This window comes from Catellatospora aurea (assembly GCF_042663325.1).
Taxonomy (GTDB): domain Bacteria; phylum Actinomycetota; class Actinomycetes; order Mycobacteriales; family Micromonosporaceae; genus Catellatospora; species Catellatospora aurea.
The window spans coordinates 31,217-51,564 of record NZ_JBHTAC010000039.1 but is presented as its reverse complement, the minus strand read 5'-3'; the positions used below and the strand labels follow the sequence as shown (position 1 = coordinate 51,564).

The following is a 20,348-nucleotide window of genomic DNA, read 5'->3' as shown; positions in this document are numbered from 1 at the left end:
GCGGCAGCGTATCGCCGTCGTTACTTCGGCGAGACTACCAACAAACTCTCGCGAAATCCATCACCGTCGCTTGATCGTGTCGTACCGCGGACAACGCCAGGTCATGACGTGCAATGGGCGGTATGGACCAACGCACCGTCATCCTCGTGCTGCTGGTGCTCGGTCTGCTCTGCGTGCCGGTCGGCGCACGCCTGCGGTTGCCGGCGCCCGTGGTGGCCACCGTGTTCGGCGTCGCGCTGGGCCTGCTGCCCGGCAGCTCGCTGTCCCTGCACCCCGAGGTCATCCTGCCCGCGCTGCTCCCGCCGCTGCTCTACGCCGCGGTGCAGCGCAGCTCCTGGCGGCAGTTCGCGCGCGGCTGGAAGGCCATCCTGCTGCTGGCGGTGGCGCTGGTCTTCGTGACCACCGCCGCGATCGCCGCCGTCGCCGCGACGATCCACCCGGCCCTGCCGCTGGGCGCGGCCGTCGTGCTCGGCGCGATCACCTCCCCGCCCGACCCGGCCGCCGTCTCGGCGATGGCCGGCCGCCTCGGCCTGCCCCGCCGCACGGTGACCCTGCTCGAAGGCGAAGGCCTGTTCAACGACGTCACCGCGCTCACCATCTACCAGGTCGCCGTAGCCGGGGTGCTGACCGGAACCCTGTCGGTCTGGGGTGCGTTCGCGTCGTTCGGCTATACGGCGGCGGTCGGCGCGGGTATCGGCCTCGCGGCCGGGGTGCTGTTCGGCTGGCTGTTCGACCGGCTGCCCACCGCCGAGCTGCGCGCGGGCCTGAGCCTGCTCACGCCGTACACCGCGTATCTCGCCGCCGACTCCGCGCACGCCAGCGGGGTGCTGGCGGTGCTCGCGGCCGGGTTCTGGCTGGGCGCGACCCGGGCCGACCCCGACGACGTGGCCGGGCGGCTGTCCGGGCGCAACTTCTGGGACGTGGTGGAGGAGCTGGTCACCGGCTTCACGTTCGGGCTGATCGGGCTGGAGTTCGTCGAGGCGCTCGACGACCTCGACGCCGGCGTGTGGCCGTACGCCCGCTTCGCGATCTTGATCTGCCTCACCCTGGTGGCGGTGCGCTTCGCGTGGATGTTCGGCGTCGGCGGGCTGGCCCGGCGGCTGCGCTCGCGCGACCCGGCCGACGTGCCGGTGGGCTGGGGCGAGACCCTGGTCGTGGCGTGGGCCGGCATGCGCGGAGTGGTCACCATCGCGACCGCGCTGGCGCTGCCGCGCGACTTCCCGGCCCGCTCGCAGATCGTCTTCACGGCGGCGGTGGTCGCCGTGGTCACCCTGCTGCTGCCCGGCCTGACGCTGCCGTGGCTGGTCGGCCGGCTCGGGCTGAGCACCGGCGCCCAGCGCCGCCGCCAGGCCGAGCGCGAGGTCATCGCGGTGGCCCAGGACGCCGGGCAACGGCGGCTGGAGCAGCTGCGGGCCGACGGCACGGTGAGCGCGGAGACGGCGCACCGGCTGGGCATCCGGCAGCGCGCGATCCTGCTCGACGAGGAGGCCGAGGACGACGACTGGGTACGCCAGCGGCAGCGCCTCGGCGACGTGCGCGCGCAACTGCTGGCCGCCGCGCGGGCCGCGGTGCTCGCCCACCGGGCCCGCGAGCCCGAGGCGGTCGACGACGTGCTGCGCCGCCTGGACCTGCACAGCGCCGTCCACTGAGCGATCGCAGACGCCCGCCGCGCGGGCCGAGCGGGCGCATCGGCGGCTGTCGGCGTGTCCCACCGGGCGGCCGGACCGTCCGAAGCGATGCTGTTCTAGCCGCGTGACCTGCGGTTACGTATCTGCTTCGAGAGCAAAGGCGGTCTCGATGAGACCATGGCGAATGTTCGCCGCCCTGGCCGGCGCCGCGTTGGCGACGGTCCTGTCCGGTGCCGCGCAGGCCGCCCCGCCGCCCGGCCACGACTGCGTCTCGCCCTTGGGCGAGAACATCAACCAGCTCTACGGCATCAAGGAGCGCATCGTCGGCCCGCCGACCTGCCGCAGCGTGCGCGAAGGCAAGCCGTTCGTGGTGGCGACGCCGTCGTGGACCACGGCCGCCGGCCCGGCCGGGGCCGTCTACCCGGCCGGGTACGTGCCCGAGCTGCCCGCTCCGATCGACGACTTCAACGCCAAGTTCACCAGCGCGACGTACGTGGTCGACGGCGGCACCGACCGGGAGCGGGTCGTCACCGCGGGGCCCGAGGTGTTGCGGACCCTCGTGGGCGCGGACGGCCTGCCGTTCTCGGGCTTCCCGTCGCCCGTGCTCAAGCCGCTGCGCGCGGGCACGCACACGTTCGCCGTGTCCATCGTGCTGTCCGCGCAGCACTGCGACGGCCTCGGCGAGAGCGTCGAACTGAACTGTCTGCCAGCGGGGGAGACCGAGTGGTTCCCGCAGACGCCGTTCGAGGTGGTCCAGAAGTACGGGACGCCGGTGCGGCCCTGAGCCGAACGTGACCGGTGGCGCCCCGCGGGACGGGGCGCCACCGGTCAGCAGAACGTCACGGACTCGTGCAGGTCAGCGTCGGCGGGTTGTTGGTCCCGCTGTGGTTGCCCAGGAATCCGAACGTGATGCTGCCACCCGAGCCGAGGCTGCCGTTCCAGGACACGTTCTTGAACGTGGTGGAGCCGGTGGCGTTGGTGTAGGTGCTGCTCCAGCTCTGGTTCACGCTCTGGCCGTTGGCCCAGGTGGCCTTGACCGTCCAGCCGCTGATCGCGGTGCCGCCCGCGGTCACCTTGACCTCGCCCTGGAAGCCGTTGTTCCAGCTGCCGATCTGGGTGTACGTCGCCGAGCAGGCGCCCGGCGGGACGGACGGCGTCGCGGGTCCGGGCGTCGACGGCGCCGGGCTGCTCGGCCGCGGTGAGGCGGCGCTCGGCGACGGAGAAGCCGACCGCGACGGCGACGCCGACGGGATCGGCGACGGGGTGGTCGGCGGGTTGTTGATGCCGGTCACCTGGCCGTTGCCGCCGTCGAAGATGACGTCCGAGCAGCCGTAGAAGGTCTCCTGGCTGTCCGAGCGCTTCCAGACGGAGTAGATGACATGCCGGCCGGACTTGCCCGAGGGCAGGTTGCCGTTCCAGTAGTAGTAGCCGTCCGGGGCGGGCCCCGACATCGGCGGGTGGTCGACGCTCAGGAACGGCTGCTCCTCCATGTCTGCCCAGGTGAGCGCCTGGTTGGGGTTGTAGCCGTCCTTGGTGATGTACAGGTAGAACCAGCCCGGGTGGGCGGCCCAGTTGCTGTAGCGCCAGCTGTGGGCGGCGCCGGAGGTGAGGTGGGTCAGCGGCCAGTCGCTGCGCGGCGCGTCGAAGCCGGCGTACTTGGTGTAGCCGCCGCTGCACAGCGCGCCGTCGGGGATGAAGCCGCGGGTGCGGCCCTGCCCGTCGGAGCGCAGCACGCCGAACCAGTCGTAGAACGGCTGGGTGCCGCCCACGGCCGCCGCGTTCTGGCAGGCCCCGTTGGTCGGCTTGACCTCACCGGTGCTGGACTTGCCGTCCAGGTAGCACAGGTAGGTGCGGCTGCCCGGGGTGAGCAGCGCGCCGTGCGCCGCCGCGGAGCCAGGGTTGATCATCGTGATGGCGAGGCCGGCGGCGAGCGTGGCGGCCGCCGCCAGAGCGGCGGCCTTCAGCTTGTTCATGTGTGCTGTCCTTTCCAGCACGGGCACGCGCCGCCGCTCCGGTGTGGAGGATCCCGCGGCCCGCCGGGACGGCGGACTACGGGGACACGGAGTGGACGGGACGAGCCGCGCTGCGGATGCGGGATCACCCCTGCCGCGGCCACGGTGGGCCGAGGACAGGGGTCGAGGACGGTCCATCGCGTCGGCGCGGCTCGCGCACTGGCCGGGTGCGCTCACGGCTGCCCTCGCAGCACCACGGCATCGACATTCCACCATGTGATCAACCGCGTCGGCAATGGTTGCGCCGTGCTATCGCGGGTGCGAGCATGTGCCCGTGTCGATGACCGCGGTGCGCCGCAACGCCTGGTGGCTGCTGCCCGAGCTGCTGGCGCTCGTGCTGGTGGCCGGGCTGTTCGCGGTGGCCGGGCCGGTGGACCTGAAGGACACGCTGGCCGAGCGCGTCGCGGCGATCCTGGCCGAGTCGTCCCCGGCCGAGCACCACCAGCACGGCCACGACGTCGCCGCCGAGGACACGGTGCTGTGCACCGCCGAGACCATGGGCATGGAGCCCGCCGACGCGCGGCGGGTGCAGGACGTGCGGGTGGTGTACGCGTACTTCTTCTGCGCCGCCGGCGAACCCGGCCAGCCGTGGGACTTCGCGGCCCGCATCTCCGGCCCGGTCGTCGTCGAGCTGACCGACCCGCCGCAGGTGCGCATCGCCGAGGCGGGGCTCGGTTATCCCGACCGGGTCAAGGCGATGCTGCCCGACCAGTACGAAGCCTGGGCCTTCGGCGGATTCCACGACGCGAGCCTGCCCACCGCCCTGCAGCGGCAGTACGTCGACGAGATCGCCAAGGCCTGAGGCGGGGCCGCCCCGCCGGGCGACTAGGCTGATCATCATGCGATTCGGATTGTTCGGCACGGGCTACTGGGCGGAGCAGACCCAGGGCGCGGCACTGGTGGCCCACCCCGAGGCCGAGCTCGTCGGCGTGTGGGGGCGTGACCCGGCCAAGGCCGCCGCGCTCGCGTCGCGGCTGGGCGTCCGGCCCTACGACGACGTCGACGCGCTGATCGCCGACGTGGACGCGATCGCGGTCGCGCTGCCGCCCGACGTGCAGGCGCCGATCGCGGAGCGGGCCGCCCGCGCGGGCCGCCACCTGCTGCTGGACAAGCCGCTGGCGCTGACCACCGCCGACGCCGACCGCGTCGTCGAGGCTGTCGCGGAGACCGGCGTGGCCAGCGTCGTCTTCTTCACCTCGCGCTTCGACCCGGACGTCGTCCAAGCCCTGGAGCAGGCCTCCGCCGCGGGCGGCTGGAGCTCGGCCCGCGTCACCATGTATGCCTCGATCTTCGCGCAGGGCGGCCCGTACAGCGGCTCGGCCTGGCGCAAGGTGCACGGCGGGCTGTGGGACATCGGCCCGCACGCGCTGTCGCGGCTGCTGCCCGTGCTCGGCCCGGTGACCGAGGTGACCTCGCTGGCCGGGGCGCACGCCACCAGCCACGTGCTGGCCCGGCACGACAGCGGCGCGGTCAGCGTGCTGATGCTCACCCTGGACGCCCCGCCGACCGCGCTGCTGTTCGAGTACCAGCTGCACGGCGAGGCCGGCGTGCTGGACCTGCCCGGCGGCTCCGGCGACCCGGTGGCCAACTTCGGCCGCGCGATCGACGAGCTGCTCGCCGAAGTCCGCCACGCGGGCGAGGGCGGCCCGGCGCATCCGTGCGACGTGCGCTTCGCCCGCGAGGTGGTGGCCGTGCTGGAGGCGGCTCAGCTGTCCCAACAGGAGGGACGCACGGTCGCCCTGCGGTGACCGGGGCCGGCAGGTCCCGGACCAGGTGGGAGCTGGATCGTTCAAGCGATCCGGAATCGTGTCCGGGCAACCGTTGACACCGCAGCGGATCATGCAGCAACGTGCCGTTCATGACCGAGTACGCCTATCCACTGCGCGCCGGCGACCTGTTGGTCGAGCGGTACCGACTGATCGACCGGATCGGCGTCGGTGGCATGGCGGTCATCTGGCGGGCCCGGGACGAGACGCTCGACCGCCTGGTGGCACTGAAGGTGCTCGACCCGCGCCTGTCCGGCGACGAGCGGCTGCGCGAACTGGCCCGGCGCGAGGCGTGGGCGGTGGCCCGCCTCAACCACCCGGACGTGGCCGGGGTGCACGACTTCGTGCGCACCAGCACCCCGGACGGCCAGGAGATCGCGCTCATCGTGCTCCAGCTGGTGGCCGGTGAGCCGCTGGCGGACCGGATCGCGCTGGGCGCGTTGCCCTGGCGGGAGGCGGTGCGTGTCGGTGCGCGCATCGCCGCGGTGCTGGAGGTGGCGCACCGCCGGGGCGTGGTGCACCGCGACATCACCCCGGACAACGTGATGGTGCACGGCGAGCAGGTCACCGTCCTCGACTTCGGCATCGCGGCCCGCATCGGCGAGCCCGACGACGACAGCACCGGCGCCAGCTTCGGCACCCCGGCGTACGTCGCCCCCGAGCGGTTGGACGGCATGCCCGCCGAGTCGGCCACGGACGTGTACGCGCTGGGTGTGGTGCTGTACGAGATGCTGACCGGCCGCCCGCCGTTCCGGGTGCGCGGCTGGGACGACGTCGCCGCCGACCACGGCCCGGTGGTGCCGCCGGACGTCGCCGAGCTGCCCCGCTCCGTGGTGGCGCTGGTGACCTCGGCGCTGAGCCGCGAACCCGCGGCGCGCCCGACGCAGGCCGAGGCGACCCGGGTGCTGCGGGCGGCGCTGGTCCGCGCTCCCCGGCGGATGCTGCCGGTGGCGGCGGTCGCGGCCGGGGTCGCGGTGCTCGGGGTGCTGGCCTGGACGCTGCCCCTGCGCGACTCCCCGGACGATCCGGGCCAGGCGGTCGGCACGACGCCCGCGAGCACCCCCGGGTTCGGCACACAGCCCGCGTCGGGCAGTCCGTCCGCCGCGCCCGCCACGACGCCCGCGGCGTCCCCGGCCGCGACCGGGACCAGGCCGACGCCGGGCCCGTCCACCCCGGCCGGGCCGACGACCGGCCCTTCGGCAGCCCCGGTCCTCAGCGTCAAGCAGGCGCAGGACGCCGCGCTGAAGACGGTCGACGACGCCTTCAACGACGGCAAGGTGCGGGTCGACGTCGCGACCGACCTGCGCAACACCGTGAACAACCTGGTGCAGGCCAGACCGAAGGGCGCGGTGCTGGCCGAGCAGGTGCAGGCGGCCCATCTGAAGATCGACCAGCGGGTCGGCGAGGGCACGCTGGACTACGCGGTCGGCGAGCGGCTGCACGGCGACATCGCGGCGCTGGGGCGGGCCCTGGCGGCCTGATCAGGGCTGGAAAAAGCTACGGGCCGGGCGACCTCGAAAGGTCGCCCGGCCCAGTCACCCGGCGGCGCGGACGCGTGGGTCACCCACCGCCGGGGAGGCTCTACAGGCCGTTGGCGCGGATCACCTCGCGGTACCAGTGCGCGCTGGCCTTGGGCGTGCGCTGCTGGGAGGCGTAGTCGATGTAGACCAGGCCCCAGCGCTCGTCGTAGCCTTCCTGCCACTCGAAGTTGTCCATCAGCGACCACACGTGGTAGCTCTCCAGGTTCACCCCGTCGGTGATGGCCCGGTGCGTGGCGGCGAAGTGGTCGCGCAGGAACACGATGCGGCCGGTGTCCTGCACCGTGCCGTCGGCGTCCAGCACGTCCTTGCAGGGCAGCCCGTTCTCGGTGATGGTCAGGGCGATGTCGCCGTAGTCCTTCTTGATCCGGGTCAGGATGTCGTACATGCCCTCGGGGTAGATCTGCTGCCAGAACGCCTCGCTGGTGGGGTGCTTGCGCACCGTCTCACCGGCGCCGGTGACGTAGATGGGGCAGTAGTACTGCACGGCGAGCAGCTCCACCGGCGACGAGATGACCTCCAGGTCGCCGTCCTTGATGTGCTGCTGCATCGGCGAGAAGCGGGCCACGTCGTCGAGCACGTCCTGCGGGTAGTGGCCCTTCAGGATCGGGTCGAGGTACAGGCGGTTCTCGTAGCCGTCGTACAGCACGGTGGCCTGCTGGGCCTCGGGGGTGTCGTCGGCGGGGTAGCACGGGTGCAGGTTCAGCGCGGGGCCGATCCGGGTCTGCGGGCTCAGGTGCGGGCGCATCGCCTGCACCGCGAGGCCGTGTCCCAGCAGCTGGTGGTGGGCCACCACGTACGCGGCGGCCTCGTCGCGCTTGCCGGGGGCGTGCGAACCGTAGAGGTAGCCGTTCTGCACGACGGTCTTGGGTTCGTTGAGGGTGAGCCAGTTGGGCACGGCGTCGCCGAGGGCCTCGGCCAGCACGGCGGCGTACTCGGCGAAGCGGTAGGCGGTGTCGCGGTTCTCCCAGCCGCCGATGTCCTGCAGCTCCTGCGGGGTGTCCCAGTGGTACAGGGTGACCATCGGGGTGATGCCGCGCGCGTGCAGTCCGTCCACCAGCCGGCGGTAGAAGTCCAGGCCCTTGCGGTTGACGGGGCCGCTGCCGCCGGGGACGACACGGGGCCAGGAGATGGAGAAGCGGTACGACCGCAGGCCCAGCTCCTTGATGAGGTCGAGGTCGGTGGACCAGCGGTGGTAGTGGTCGATGGCGACGTCGCCGGTCTCACCGTTGCGCACGCGCCCCGGAGTCTTGGCGAACGTGTCCCAGACGGACGGTCCGCGGCCGTCGATGGCGGCGGCGCCCTCGATCTGGTAGGCCGACGTCGCGGCGCCCCAGATGAAGCCCTCGGGGAACTGCAGCCCCATCGAGGTGGGCGACGGATGACCTGGCATGCGGTGCTCCTCAAATACTGGGATAAGGACTGATCATGGATGGGAACGCTCCCATGATCAGGTACAGTTGTCCTCATCCCGGTGACGGGTGGAGATGTGGTGTTAAGACTTTCGCATATGTGGCGCAAGTCTGGTGCTGCTGGGCGCTGAGGCGGAGAATGCCGTTTGGTATGGGGACGGGGAAGGGCAGTCCCCGCCCCCATCGGGTGCTCACGCCCTGTGTCTGCCGAGCGGCAGGGTCACGAGGCAGCGTGACGCGCGGGAGCCGTTGGCACGCGACGTAGTCGCGAGCTTCACCTCCTCTCCGGCACCCGGAGGGAGGTCGGTCGCCGGTCGTAGGGAGATCGGCGACCGACCGCCTCTGGGAGCGGCCGGCGATGGCGTCCGGGCGGGCCATCGACGGGACGAATTCTTACATTGATGAACATCCGTGGAAGCGTTCCCATGGACGTTTGTTGGAACGATAGCGACATCTGAGCCGGAGGGGAAGACCCTTCATCGCCCCAGAATCTGTAGGCAACCACCAGGAAATCCTTGCCTGGTAACCGAATCGGCCCCGACCTGCGGAAGCGCTCCCACGGGTCGGGCGTCGATGTGTCGGGCGTGTTTCCACATTGACACGAACGAGCGCCGTGGACGGCCTCGGCCGGGCGGCGCGGACCGGTCCGGGCACCCCCCGCGGCGGGTGCCGGACCGGGTCCGGGAAGGGGGCCGACCGCCGCCGCGTCCGGCCGTCCCGGACCGGACGAGGTGGGGCGGAGAGGGCGTCAGGACGCGGCGGGATCGCGCCACAGCGTCCACTGTGGCGGTCCGGAGCGCATCGGCGGCTGCCCGGTCACGGTGAAGCCGTGGCGCCGGTAGAAGCTCAGATTGCGTTCGTTGGACGACTCCAGGTAGACCGGCAGCCCGGCGGCGTCGAACCGGGTCAGCGCGTCGGCCAGCAGCGCCGAGCCCAGGCCGGTCCCGCGCGCGGCGACGGTGGTGCCGATGAACTCCAGATACCAGTGCTCGGCGGGCTGCTGCTCGTGCAGGCGGTCGATCTCGCCCATCCGGCCCAGCAGCCGGGGCAGCCGGGCTCCGGTGGCGCGCAGCAGCGGCAGGGCCGCCCGGACGACTGCGGGTGTGGGCAGCTTCCACTCGCGCGGCGGGGCCCACATGGTGACCGCCTGCCGGTCGGCGACGGTGTAGACGTGGCCGCGCGGGATCGCATACCGCAGCAGGGCCCCGAAGATGCGCTCCAGCCGGGCGTGCCGGCCGCGCGGCGGGACCATCCAGCACCACACCGGGTCGTCGCCGAAGGCCTCGGCCAGGGTGGTGGACAGGGCCGGCAGATCAGCGGGTACGGCGACGCGAATGTCATTCACGTCCGGCATCCTGCCGCATCTCCTGCCCGCCTGCCACGTGTGATCATCTGCAGTTTCCGGGAAAGTGGGCGAATCCGGGAGGTGATTCGTGCACTTTCCCGGAAACTGGCGGGCCGACGGGCATGGGTGGGCCGGTGGCAAGGGGCGAGGCGCGGGCCCGGTGCGGTGACGTTCCTGGCGATAGGGTCGCCGCATGACTGATCATGGGGAGAACAGGCCGCTGGCGGTGGTCAGCGGGGCGGGGACCGGGATCGGGTCGGCGACCGCGCTGGCATTGGCCGCGCGGGGACACGACGTCGTCGCGATCGGACGGCGGCCGGACGTGCTCGACCGGGCCGCGGCAGGCATCCGCGCGGCGACCGGGGCGGCGGTGACGGTGGTCGCCGCCGATCTCGGCGAGCCGGCGGGGGCCGGACGTGTCGCCGAGGCGCTGGCCGGGCAGGCCGTGGACGTGCTGGTGAACAACGCGGGCGGGTACGTCGGCCGCGACGGCGACGGGCTGGCCGCGGTGGCCGACCAGTGGCGGGCCACCTTCGAGGCCAACGTGCTCACCGCCGTGCTGCTCACCGAGGAGCTGCTGCCGCTGCTGCGCCGCCCCGGCGGCCGGGTGGTGCTGCTGAGCTCGATCGCGGCCCAGCGCGGCGGCGGCGGGCCGTACTCGGCCGCCAAGGCCGCGCTGCACGGCTGGGTGCTGGACCTGGCGGCGCAGCTGGGGCCGGACGGCGTGACCGCCAACGTGGTCTCACCCGGTTACATCGCCGAGACGGAGTTCTTCGCCGGCCGGATGACGCCGCAGGGCCACGCCGCGCGGGTGGCGCAGACCCTGGTCGGCCGGGCCGGCCGGCCGCAGGACATCGCGGACGCGGTGTGCTGGCTGGCGGGGGAGTCGGGCGGCTACGTGACCGGCCAGATCATCAACGTCAACGGCGGCTCGGTGCTCGGCCGCTGACCGCGCCGACCACTCGCGCGCCATGCCATCCGTCCTGGCCACGCGCGGCAGATGTCAGGAAGGGCACCTTCTGCAACGCGGAGCGTTGTGAAGGTGCCCTTCCTTGGGGTTCAGCCCTTGACGCTGCCGGCCAGCAGGCCGCGGACGAAGTAGCGCTGCAGGGAGAGGAAGACCGTCAGCGGGACGATGATCGAGACGAAGGCGGCGGCGGTGAGGCGTTGCCATTCGTTGCCGCGGTTGCCGGCCAGTTCGGCCAGGCGGACCGTGAGCGGGGCGTTCTTCGGGCCACCCGCGAAGATCAGGGCCACCAGCAGGTCGTTCCAGACCCACAGGAACTGGAAGATGGCGAACGAGGCCAGCGCGGGCACGATCAGCGGCAGGATGATCGAGCGGAAGATCTTGGAGTGCGTCGCGCCGTCCACCTTGGCCGCCTCGACCAGGTCGCCGGGCAGCTCCGCCATGAAGTTGTGCAGCAGGAAGATGCCCAGCGGCAGGGCGAAGCAGGTATGGGCGAACCAGACCGTGATGAACTTGGCCGGGCCGTCGAGGTCCCAGGCGGGCAGCAGCTGCACGCCGCCCAGCGAGACGCCGTAGTTGAAGAACGACAGCAGCGGGATCAGCGCCATCTGCAGCGGCACGATCTGCAGGGCGAAGATGCCGATGTACACCCAGTCGCGGCCGCGGAACCGGGTCCACGCCAGGGCGTACGCGGCCAGCGCGCAGAACGCCAGCGGGAACAGCACCGACGGGATCGTGATGACCAGCGAGTTGACGAAGTAGCCGGCCAGCCCGCCGGAGGCGGACCGCGATCCGAACAGCACCTGCTCGTAGTTCTCCAGGGTGAACTGGGGATTGCTGAAGAAGTTCCACCAGCCGTTGGACTTGATCTCGTTCTCCGGGCGGATCGACGAGATCAGCACCCCGAGCGTGGGCACGGTCCACAGCAGCGCGATCACCAGCGAGACGGCGCTGGCGGTACGGCTGGTCAGCTTCTTGCGCACCCGCCCCGCCACGGTGGGCGGAACCTCGGCGTCGGGTGCGGCGAGAACGGTCTCGGTGCCAGTGCTCATCAGCGAGCCCCCTCCAGCCGACGGCGGCGCATCAGGCGCACCTGGTAGATCACGATGGGGATGACGAACAGGAACAGCAGCACCGCCAGCGCGGCGCCCTTGCCCCTCTCGTCGGCCCGGAACGAGTACGTGTACATCTCATTGGCGACCACGCTGGTGCCGAACTGGCCGCCGGTCATGGTGCGCACGATGTCGAAGACCTTCAGGGTGCCGATGGAGATGGTGACCAGCACGACGACCAGGGCCGGGCGGATGCTCGGGATGGTGACGCGCCAGAACATCTGCCCCGGCGTCACGCCGTCGATGCGGGCGGCCTCGACGATGTCGGCGGGGATCGCCTTGATCGCCGCCGAGAGCACCACCATGGCGAAGCCGGCCTGGATCCAGACCAGCACCACGATCAGGAACAGCGTGTTCCACGGCCCGTCCAGCAGCCACTGCTGCGGCGTGCCGCCCATCGCGACGACGAGCTGGTTGAGCAGGCCGATCTGGTCGGAACCCTCCTGGCGGTACTCGTAGACGAACTTCCAGATGATGCCCGCGCCGACGAACGAGATGGCCATCGGCATGAAGACCAGCGACTTGGCCAGCGACTCGAACCGGGAGCGGTCCACCATGACCGCGTAGACCAGGCCCACGGCGGTGGAGACGGTCGGCACCAGCAGCACCCAGAGCAGAGTGCTCAGCAGTACGCCGTACTGCACGGGGGTGGCGCCGAAGTCGGGCAGCATCCCCGAGTTCTTGTCCGTGAAGATCCAGAGGAAGTTGTCCAGGCCCACGAACTCGTCGGAGCCCGCGTTCATGAAGGACAGGATGATGGTCCGGATGGCCGGCACGACCAGCCCGACCGTCAGCAGCAGCCCGGCCGGGGCGAGCAGCCCCAGGGCGATCCAACGGTCCTTGCGCGCCGGCAGCACGTCCAGCACCAGCAGCAACAGGCCCACCACAGCGGCGAAGGCGATGACGCCGTACAGCAGCATCATCAACTTCGGGGCTTCGGCGGTGAAGTCGAAGTTCACGCATGTCTCCTCGGGGACCGGTCGGGAGGAAGACTACGCCGTGTGAGCCCCGGACCGGGACCCACACGGCGTAGATAGATCAACTACCGGCTCACTTGGGCCAGGTGCCCTCGATGAAGTCGAGGGTGGCCTTGGTGTCGGTGCCGTTGATCCAGTTGGTCATGCCCTTCCAGAAGGAGTTCGCGCCGACGGCGGCGGGCATCAGGTCCGAGCCGTCGAAGCGGAAGACCGCGCCGCTGTCCTGCAAGATGCCGACCGCCACCTTGTCGATCGGGTTGGCCACGTTCGCCACGTCCAGACCCTTGTTGGCGGAGATCCAGTTGTTCAGCTTGGCGCGGCTGTTGGCCCAGTCGGCGCTGGCCAGGTAGGTCTGCACCGCCTGCACGGCCGGGGTGTCGGTGAACGCGCCGACGAACTCGCCGCCGCCCAGCACCGGCTTGCCCTTGGCCGGGTCGATCGGCGGCAGGTAGAAGGCGAACGCGTCGCCGTCCTCGGCCACCTTGGTGCCCTGCGGCCACTGGTTGGCGTAGAACGAGGCCTGGCGGTGCATGCCGCACTTCTTCTGGACGACCGGCAGGCCGCCGTCCTGGAAGGTGGTGGTGGCGATGGACTTCACGCCACCGATGCCGCCGTTGACGTACTTCTCGTTCTTCAGGATCGAGCCCACCCGGTCGGTCGCCGAGACGATCTTCGGGTCGTTGAACGGGATGGCGTGGGTGACCCACTGGTCGTACACGTCCGGGCCCTGCTCGCGCAGCAGCACGTCCTCGATCCAGTCGGTGGCCGGCCAGCCGGTCGCGTCCTGCGAGCCGATGCCCGCGCACCACGGCTTGATGCCGGCGGCGACCATCTTGTCGCTGAGTGCGATCATCTCGTCCCAGGTGGTCGGGACGGTCCAGCCCTTCTCCTTGAACAGGGAGGGCGAGTACCAGACGAACGACTTCACGTTCGCGCCCAGCGGGGCGCCGTACAGGGTGCCGTTGACCGTGCCGTACTTGAGCCAGTCGGGGGAGAAGTTCTGGGTGGCCATGGCCTTGGTCTTGTCGCCGGCGGCCTTGAGCTTGCCGCCCTTGGCGAAGAACTCCAGCAGACCCGGCTGCGGGATGAAGGCCAGGTCGGGCGCGTCGCCGCCCTCGACGCGGACCTTCAGCTGCGCCTCGAACTCGCCGCTGCCCTCGTACTCGATCTTCACGCCGGTGCAGTCGGCGAACGGCTTCCAGGACTTCTCCAGCAGGACCGCCTCGGCGTCACGGATGGACGCGTAGATGGTGACGGTCTCACCGGAGATGCCGGTGTAGTCCTTGTAGGCGGCGCATTCGGGGGTGTCGAGCTTGCCCTCGGAAGTGGGTTCGGACTTGCCGCCGCAGGCCGCGACGGTGAGAGCCAGAACGACCGCACCGGAGAAGGCGAGCAGACGCCGCTGTCTGTGGGATGCCATGGAGTTTCCTCCTCGTGAGCTTGTCGGAGCGCAGCCCCGTGGTACCGGACTACCGCAAGGTGACGCAAGCCATGCAAGCGCTTTCGGTCTCGAACTGTCCAGCGCTGACAACAGTAAGGTTCGTAACGATTCGGAAACCACCCCGGAACCTGTAATGACGATCATCCGGTTCCCCACGGCTTCGCGTTGTGGGCTACACTGGCCCCTGGTTTTTGTGTACGTGGTCTGCTCGCGTTGCCCTCCCTGAGAAGTGAGGACCGCCGGTTGCCGCTACTCAGTGGCCAGCCCCCGCACGAGGTGTGCGGCGCGGTTCAGTTTGTGCAAGGAAATGGTGAAAATGGCTCAGGGAACCGTTAAGTGGTTCAACGCCGACAAGGGCTTCGGCTTCATCTCCGTCGACGGTGGTGGCGCTGACGTCTTCGTGCACTTCTCCGCGATCCAGGCCAGCGGCTTCCGCAGCCTCGAGGAGAACCAGCGCGTCGAGTTCGAGATCGTCCAGGGCGCCAAGGGCCCGCAGGCCGACGCGGTTCGCCCGCTCTGATCTTCCCAAGGTGACGCCACCGGAGCCACGTGCTCCGGCGGCGCTCGTCTGACCTGAACGGGCCGGTGCTGCACCGGCCCGTTCGTCATTCCGTCGCGTGGCGTCAGCCCGGCGGAAAGCCCATCGAGCCCCGCATCATGCCCTGTATGCGGGGCTCGATGCTGTTCGGCGCATCTGCTTGCGGAATTCCTGGGCGGCACGCTACCGTCAAACCAAGACGTACGTACGGTTTGCAAGCTGGAGGCCCGTCATGTGGAACCCCGAGACCTACCTGCGCTTCGCCGACGATCGCGCCCGGCCCTTCCACGACCTGGTGGCCCGGGTGGCGGCCGAGCGGCCGGGGCAGGTCGTCGACCTGGGCTGCGGGCCCGGCAACCTCACCGCCACGCTGACCGCGCGCTGGCCGCAGGCGCAGGTCAGCGGCATCGACTCGTCGCCGGAGATGATCGAGAAGGCGCTGGCGGACCAGGGCGGCCCCGGGCCGGTGGCCTACCGGGTCGGTGACGTGCGGGATTACCTGCCGGGACCGGAGGTGGACGTGCTCGTCACCAACGCGGTCCTGCAGTGGGTGCCCGGCCAGGAGGAGCTGGTCGGCCGGTGGGCGCGGGCGCTGCGTCCGGGCGGCTGGCTCGCGCTGCAGGTCCCCGGCAACCACGACGCCCCCGCCCACCAGGCGCTGCGGGAGCTGTGTGCATCATCACGCTGGTCGGCGCGGCTCGGGCACATCGCCGAGCAGCCGCGCTCGGTGCCCGGCCCGCAGGCGTACGCCGGACTGCTGCGCGCCGCCGGCTGCGCCGCCGACACCTGGGAGACCACGTACGTGCACCAGCTGCCCGTCACCGGCGGCCCGCATCCGGTGCTCACCTGGCTCACCGGCACCGCGCTGCGTCCGGTGCGGGCCGCGCTGGCCGGTGAACCCGGCGCATGGGAGCAGTACAACGCCGAGCTGGAGCCGCTGCTCGCCGAGGCCTATCCCGCCGACGGCGGCGTGGTCGACTTCCCGTTCCGCCGCGTCTTCGCGGTCGGCCACCGGGTCGCCACGACCGGCTGACCCGAGGTGCCGCGTCGCCGCGGGGCTGTCGGGCGGGCGCAGGAAGGTAAGGTTCCGGCATGGCTAAGGACGATCTTGCGAGTTTCGTGGCGGGGCTGCCCAAGGCCGAGCTGCACGTGCACCACGTGGGTTCGGCCTCCCCGCGCATCGTGGCCGAGCTGGCCGCCCGGCACGAGGGCCGCAGCCCGGTCCCGGCCGACCCCGCGCTGCTCGCCGAGTACTTCACCTTCACCGACTTCGCGCACTTCATCGAGGTCTACCTGAGTGTGGTGGACCTGATCCGCGACGCCGAGGACGTGCGCACGCTGACCTACGGCGTCGCCCAGGACCTGGCCGCGCAGCAGGTGCGCTACGCCGAGCTGACCGTGACGCCGTACTCCAGCGTCAACCGGGGCATCCCGGCCGAGGCGTTCTGCGAGGCCATCGAGGACGCGCGGATCGCCGCCGAGAAGGAACTCGGCCTGGTGCTGCGGTGGTGCTTCGACATCCCCGGCGAGGCCGGCCTGGCCTCAGCCGAGCAGACCCTGCGCATCGCGCTCGACCGGCGCCCGGACGGCCTGATCAGCTTCGGCCTCGGCGGCCCCGAGATCGGCGTGCCCCGGCCGCAGTTCAAGCCGTACTTCGACCAGGCCCGCGCGGCCGGGCTGCGCAGCGTCCCGCACGCGGGGGAGACCACCGGCGCGCAGACCGTCTGGGACGCGATCCGCGAACTCGGCGCGGAGCGCATCGGCCACGGGATCCACGCCGCGCAGGACCCCGAACTGCTGGCGTACCTCGGTGAGCACGGCATCCCGCTGGAGGTGTGCCCGACCTCGAACCTGCGCACCCGGGCGGTGGCGGACCTGGCCGAGCACCCGCTCGCCGCGATCGTGGCCGCGGGCGTGCCGGTCAGCATCAACTCCGACGACCCGCCGATGTTCGGCACCACGCTGAACAACGAGTACCTGGTCGCCGCCCGGCTGCTCGACCTCGACGCCGCGGGCGTGGCCGAACTGGCCCGCCAGGGCGTACGCCATTCCTTCGCGTCCGACCAGGTCAAGTCCACCCTCCTCGCCGAGATCGACGCCTACACCGCCACCGCCTGACCCGGGTGCGTCACACCTGGTGCAGGGTTCTGACCTTGCGCCAGGTGGCGGGGTCGAGGGTGCCGGCGCGGTTGGAGAACGCGTCCGTCGTGACCGTGATCGGGTCGCTGAGATCCAGGAAGCTGTTGTGGTCCGCGTCGGCGTCCCAACCCTTGGTGGGGATCTCGATGTGGTCGCTGCGGTGGCTCTGGTCCTGGCTCGTGATCTTCAGGATCTCGAACGCCCCGCGCTTGACCCGCAGCACCACACACGGCCGCACCTTCGACCCGGTGCCGTCCTCGTAGGGCACGTCGGCCCACCAGATCTCCCCGGGTTGCGGCCCGCCCGCGGGCGCCGGCGTCTTCTTCGGCGCGGTGGGCCGCCCCGGCGGCCGCTTGCCGGTGGGGCGCTTGCCCGCCGGGCGGGTGGGACCGGCCGCGGGGCGCGACGTCTTGCGCCACCGCCACCAGATCGCGAGCGCCAGCACGGTGACCGAGAACAGGGTCAGGAACAGCCACATGATCGGCAGTCTAGGCGGGCTCGCCGAGCAGGGTGCAGGCCACGTCGGCGGGCACCGGCCGGGAGAACAGGAAGCCCTGCCCGTACCCGCAGCCCAGGCGGATCAGGAAGTCGCGCTGCTCGGGCGTCTCGATGCCCTCGGCGATGAGGTCGAGCGACAGGTTGCGTCCCATCAGGACGATGGTGCGCACCAGCTCGCCGCTGCGCCGGTCGGTGTCGATCTGCCAGACGAACGAACGGTCGATCTTCAGCGCGTCGATGGGCAGCCGGTGCAGCGCCTCCAATGAGGAGTATCCGGTGCCGAAGTCGTCGATGTGCAGCTGGCAGCCCAGGTCGTGCAGGGTGTGCAGAATGTCGCGGGCCGGGCCGACGTTCTCCATCACCACGCCCTCGGTGATCTCCACGGCGAGGCTGCCGGCCGGGGGCTGGTGCCGGTCCAGCGCCCCGGTGATGTCGTCGATGACGTTGCCGCTCCAGAACTGGCGGTTGGACACGTTGACGGCGACGGACAGGCCGGGGGTGGCGACCCCGGTGGCGTACCAGGCGGCGAGCTGGCGGCAGCATTCGTCGACGACCCACCTGCCGATGGGGATGACCAGGCCGGTCTCCTCGGCGACCGGCATGAACGCGGCCGGCGACAGCAGCCCGCGCAGCGGGTGACGCCAGCGGATGAGCGCCTCGAAGCCCTTGGTGCGGCCCGAGCGCAGCGCCACGATCGGCTGGTAGTGCACCTCGAACTCGCCGTTGTCGAGGGCCTGGCGCAGCTCGGTCTCGATCTGCAGCCGGGTCACCGCCTTGGCGTGCATGGCCACGTCGAAGACGGCGTGGCGGCCCTTGTGCCGCGACTTGGCCGAATACATCGCGATGTCGGCGTCGCGCAGCAGGTCCTCGGCGTTGCTGTAGCGGCGGCTGCTCATCGTGATGCCGATGCTGGCGGTCACCACCACGTCCTGGCCGTGCAGCTGGAACGGCTGCGTGAGCACCCCGTGCAGGCGCTCGGCGACCTGGGCGGGGGTGTGCGGGGCGGTCACGTCGTCGAGCAGCACCAGGAACTCGTCACCGCCGAACCGGGCGACCGTGTCGGACTCGCGCAGGGTCGACTTGATGCGTTTGGCGACCTGCTTGAGCAGCCGGTCCCCGGCGGAGTGGCCGAGGCTGTCGTTGACCACCTTGAACCCGTCCAGGTCCAGGAACAGCACGCCGAACGGCCGGCCGGTGCGCCGCCGGGACTGCCGGATCGCCTGGCGCAGCCGGTCCAGGAACAGCGAGCGGTTGGGCAGGCCGGTCAGCTCGTCGTACAGGGCCGCGATGCGCAGCTGCTCCTTCTGCCGCAGCGACTCCTTCAGCAGCGCCTGCCGGTCCAGCGCCACCGCCAGCAGCGCGGCCCACTGGTTGAACGGCTCCCGCCCGGTCGCGCCACCGGTGGACACCGAGTCCACCACGGCCAGGAAGCCCCAGTCGCTGGCCCCGCCCTTGACCGGGACCACGAAGACGATGAGGTTGGCCGCCGGGTCGGCCAGCTCCCGCAGCCGCAGCGGCGGGAAGGCGCTGACCGCCACCGACGGTTCGGCCGACGGCGGCTCGCCGGGCAGGAACCGTCCGGTGATCTCCAGGGTGGCGTCGGCCAGCGAGGGCGGCAGCCCGCCGGCCCACAGCCCGAGGCAGCCGCCCCGGACCCAGGTGCGGCGCATCCACTCCAGCCGGGCCGGTTCCCGGTGCCCGCGCAGCAGCTCCATGCCGACCTCGTACTGCGCGCTCAGCGTCTCGCGCAGCAGCGAGCTGTCCCGGAACAGGGTCCGGCCGCGCATCTCCATGAGGATGAGCAGCACCCCGTTGGCGGGCCGGCCGTAGTCGCGGATCAGCTGCGCGATCTCGTACAGCGCCTCCGGACGCCCCCCGGACAGCCGCAGCAGCAGCTCCAGCGCCAGGCGCACCTCCTCGCAGGCGGGCCGCCGGACGGGCGCCTCGGCCGAGCCGTCCTCCACGGCACGCGCCACCGTCTCGGCGGCGTGGACGAGATCGGCCGCGTCCGGCGGGGACAGCGAGCCGTGCACCGGCGCGACGGTCGTGGCGATGAGGTCGGCCAGGCGGCGGTGCGGCACGGGCGGCTCGACGTCGGCGTGGAACGCCACGTCGCCACTGCACCCGCAGGACTCGCGCACGATGAGCGAGGTGGGCACGAGGATGCGCGCCGGGGGCTCGGGATCTCCGCGGATCAGGCCGAGCAGGGTCGTGACGGCGGCTCGCCCGATCATCTCGGTCGGCTGGCGCACGGTCGTCAGCCGGGGGATCAGGTAGGCGCTGGAGCGCAGGTCGTCGAAGCCCACCACGGCCTGCTCGGCGGGCAGCCGCAGCCCCGCCGCGGCCAGCGTGTGCATGATGCCGGTGGCGTTCTCGTCGGTGCCCGCGATCACCGCGGTCGAGGGCAGCCCGGCGGCGAGCATGCGCTCGGCGGCGTGCTCGCCACCGTCGATCTGGTTGGTGGGCGCGGTGAACAGCAGCCCCGGATCGGCCTCGATGCCGTGCACGGCCAGCGCCTCGCGGTACGCCTCGTAGCGCTCGCGGATGTCGTCGGTCTCCAGCCGCCCGGCGAAGGCGATCCGGCGGTGGCCGTGGGCGACGAGGTGGTCGACGGCCTCGGTGACGCCGGTCCGGTTGTCCGGCATCACCAGCGGGTGCGTCAGGCCGGGCAGTTCGTGGCTCACCGACACGAACGGCCGCCCGCTCTCCTCGATCGAGTGGAGGTAGCGGGGCGAGACCGCCTGCAGCACCATCACGAAACCGGACACGTGCTGCCAGGCCACCGGGTACGAAAGCTCCGGCGGCTCGGTGACCTCGATGTGCTCGGTGCCCGCGTCGAGGGTCTGGATCGCGATGACCCCCACGCCCGCCTCCGCCGCGGCGCGCGCGATCCCGGCCAGTACGCCGCCGTAGTACCAGCCCCCGAGAAACGGCGACAGGACCCCGAGCGTGAGGTCTGGTGTCACCTTCAGACG

17 protein-coding genes are annotated in these 20,348 nt (G+C 71.5%); 9 read left to right on the top strand and 8 right to left on the bottom strand.

Going from position 1 to position 20,348, the window contains the following annotated elements:
- The first annotated feature begins 122 nt into the window (after positions 1-122).
- A complete protein-coding gene (locus ACFQO7_RS28530; protein WP_376809267.1) occupies positions 123-1,649 on the top strand; it encodes a cation:proton antiporter in 1,527 nt (508 codons plus the stop codon).
- 148 nt (positions 1,650-1,797) lie between these two features.
- Positions 1,798-2,412, top strand: a complete 615-nt coding sequence (locus tag ACFQO7_RS28525; RefSeq protein WP_376809266.1) for a hypothetical protein — start codon at positions 1,798-1,800, stop codon at positions 2,410-2,412.
- Between the two features lie 55 nt (positions 2,413-2,467).
- Here the strand turns inward: ACFQO7_RS28525 and ACFQO7_RS28520 are convergent, their stop codons facing one another.
- The gene (locus ACFQO7_RS28520) at positions 2,468-3,601 is read right to left on the bottom strand and encodes a lytic polysaccharide monooxygenase auxiliary activity family 9 protein (protein WP_376809265.1); all 1,134 of its coding nucleotides are present in this window, start codon (positions 3,599-3,601) and stop codon (positions 2,468-2,470) included.
- Between the two features lie 313 nt (positions 3,602-3,914).
- Between ACFQO7_RS28520 and ACFQO7_RS28515 the strand changes: the two genes are divergently transcribed.
- The 3 genes from ACFQO7_RS28515 (at position 3,915) to ACFQO7_RS28505 (ending at position 6,887) form a co-directional block, all read left to right on the top strand.
- Positions 3,915-4,442 (top strand): hypothetical protein, encoded by a 528-nt coding sequence (locus ACFQO7_RS28515; RefSeq protein ID WP_376809264.1) that lies wholly within the window; start codon positions 3,915-3,917, stop codon positions 4,440-4,442.
- A 34-nt stretch (positions 4,443-4,476) separates the two neighbouring features.
- The gene (locus ACFQO7_RS28510; protein ID WP_376809285.1) at positions 4,477-5,388 is read left to right on the top strand and encodes a Gfo/Idh/MocA family protein; all 912 of its coding nucleotides are present in this window, start codon (positions 4,477-4,479) and stop codon (positions 5,386-5,388) included.
- Positions 5,389-5,498: 110 nt separating this feature from the next.
- Positions 5,499-6,887 carry a serine/threonine-protein kinase gene (locus tag ACFQO7_RS28505; protein ID WP_376809263.1) on the top strand — a complete coding sequence of 463 codons (1,389 nt, stop codon included), beginning with the start codon at positions 5,499-5,501 and terminating at the stop codon, positions 6,885-6,887.
- Positions 6,888-6,987: 100 nt separating this feature from the next.
- Here the strand turns inward: ACFQO7_RS28505 and ACFQO7_RS28500 are convergent, their stop codons facing one another.
- Entirely contained in the window at positions 6,988-8,337 is a 1,350-nt protein-coding gene (locus ACFQO7_RS28500; RefSeq protein ID WP_376809262.1) for a GH1 family beta-glucosidase, read from the bottom strand.
- 767 nt (positions 8,338-9,104) lie between these two features.
- Entirely contained in the window at positions 9,105-9,701 is a 597-nt protein-coding gene (locus tag ACFQO7_RS28495) for a GNAT family N-acetyltransferase (RefSeq protein WP_376809261.1), read from the bottom strand.
- A 193-nt stretch (positions 9,702-9,894) separates the two neighbouring features.
- On the opposite strand from ACFQO7_RS28495, the gene ACFQO7_RS28490 reads away from it, so the two are divergent.
- Positions 9,895-10,650 (top strand): SDR family NAD(P)-dependent oxidoreductase, encoded by a 756-nt coding sequence (locus ACFQO7_RS28490; protein WP_376809260.1) that lies wholly within the window; start codon positions 9,895-9,897, stop codon positions 10,648-10,650.
- Positions 10,651-10,760: 110 nt separating this feature from the next.
- Here the strand turns inward: ACFQO7_RS28490 and ACFQO7_RS28485 are convergent, their stop codons facing one another.
- The 3 genes from ACFQO7_RS28485 to ACFQO7_RS28475 form a co-directional block, all read right to left on the bottom strand.
- On the bottom strand, positions 10,761-11,720 hold the full coding sequence (locus ACFQO7_RS28485) for a carbohydrate ABC transporter permease (protein WP_376809259.1): 960 nt from the start codon (positions 11,718-11,720) through the stop codon (positions 10,761-10,763).
- The gene (locus ACFQO7_RS28480; protein WP_376809258.1) at positions 11,720-12,739 is read right to left on the bottom strand and encodes a carbohydrate ABC transporter permease; all 1,020 of its coding nucleotides are present in this window, start codon (positions 12,737-12,739) and stop codon (positions 11,720-11,722) included. Before ACFQO7_RS28480 ends, ACFQO7_RS28485 begins: the two co-directional genes overlap by 1 nt.
- Before the next feature lie 91 nt (positions 12,740-12,830).
- Positions 12,831-14,177: an ABC transporter substrate-binding protein gene (locus tag ACFQO7_RS28475; protein ID WP_376809257.1), complete on the bottom strand. Its 1,347-nt coding sequence runs from the start codon at positions 14,175-14,177 to the stop codon at positions 12,831-12,833.
- A 337-nt stretch (positions 14,178-14,514) separates the two neighbouring features.
- On the opposite strand from ACFQO7_RS28475, the gene ACFQO7_RS28470 reads away from it, so the two are divergent.
- From ACFQO7_RS28470 to ACFQO7_RS28460, 3 genes are all read left to right on the top strand, one after another.
- On the top strand, positions 14,515-14,718 hold the full coding sequence (locus ACFQO7_RS28470; protein ID WP_120320032.1) for a cold-shock protein: 204 nt from the start codon (positions 14,515-14,517) through the stop codon (positions 14,716-14,718).
- Between the two features lie 250 nt (positions 14,719-14,968).
- Positions 14,969-15,769, top strand: coding sequence for a trans-aconitate 2-methyltransferase (locus ACFQO7_RS28465; RefSeq protein WP_376809256.1), 801 nt, complete (start codon positions 14,969-14,971; stop codon positions 15,767-15,769).
- Positions 15,770-15,828: 59 nt separating this feature from the next.
- Positions 15,829-16,854: an adenosine deaminase gene (locus ACFQO7_RS28460; RefSeq protein WP_376809255.1), complete on the top strand. Its 1,026-nt coding sequence runs from the start codon at positions 15,829-15,831 to the stop codon at positions 16,852-16,854.
- Between the two features lie 10 nt (positions 16,855-16,864).
- On the opposite strand, the gene ACFQO7_RS28455 is transcribed toward ACFQO7_RS28460, so the two are convergent.
- Together ACFQO7_RS28455 and ACFQO7_RS28450 are read right to left on the bottom strand one after the other, a co-directional pair.
- Positions 16,865-17,353 carry a type II toxin-antitoxin system PemK/MazF family toxin gene (locus ACFQO7_RS28455; protein WP_376809254.1) on the bottom strand — a complete coding sequence of 163 codons (489 nt, stop codon included), beginning with the start codon at positions 17,351-17,353 and terminating at the stop codon, positions 16,865-16,867.
- Positions 17,354-17,363: 10 nt separating this feature from the next.
- Positions 17,364-20,339, bottom strand: a complete 2,976-nt coding sequence (locus tag ACFQO7_RS28450) for an EAL domain-containing protein (RefSeq protein WP_376809253.1) — start codon at positions 20,337-20,339, stop codon at positions 17,364-17,366.
- Positions 20,340-20,348: the final 9 nt, after the last annotated feature.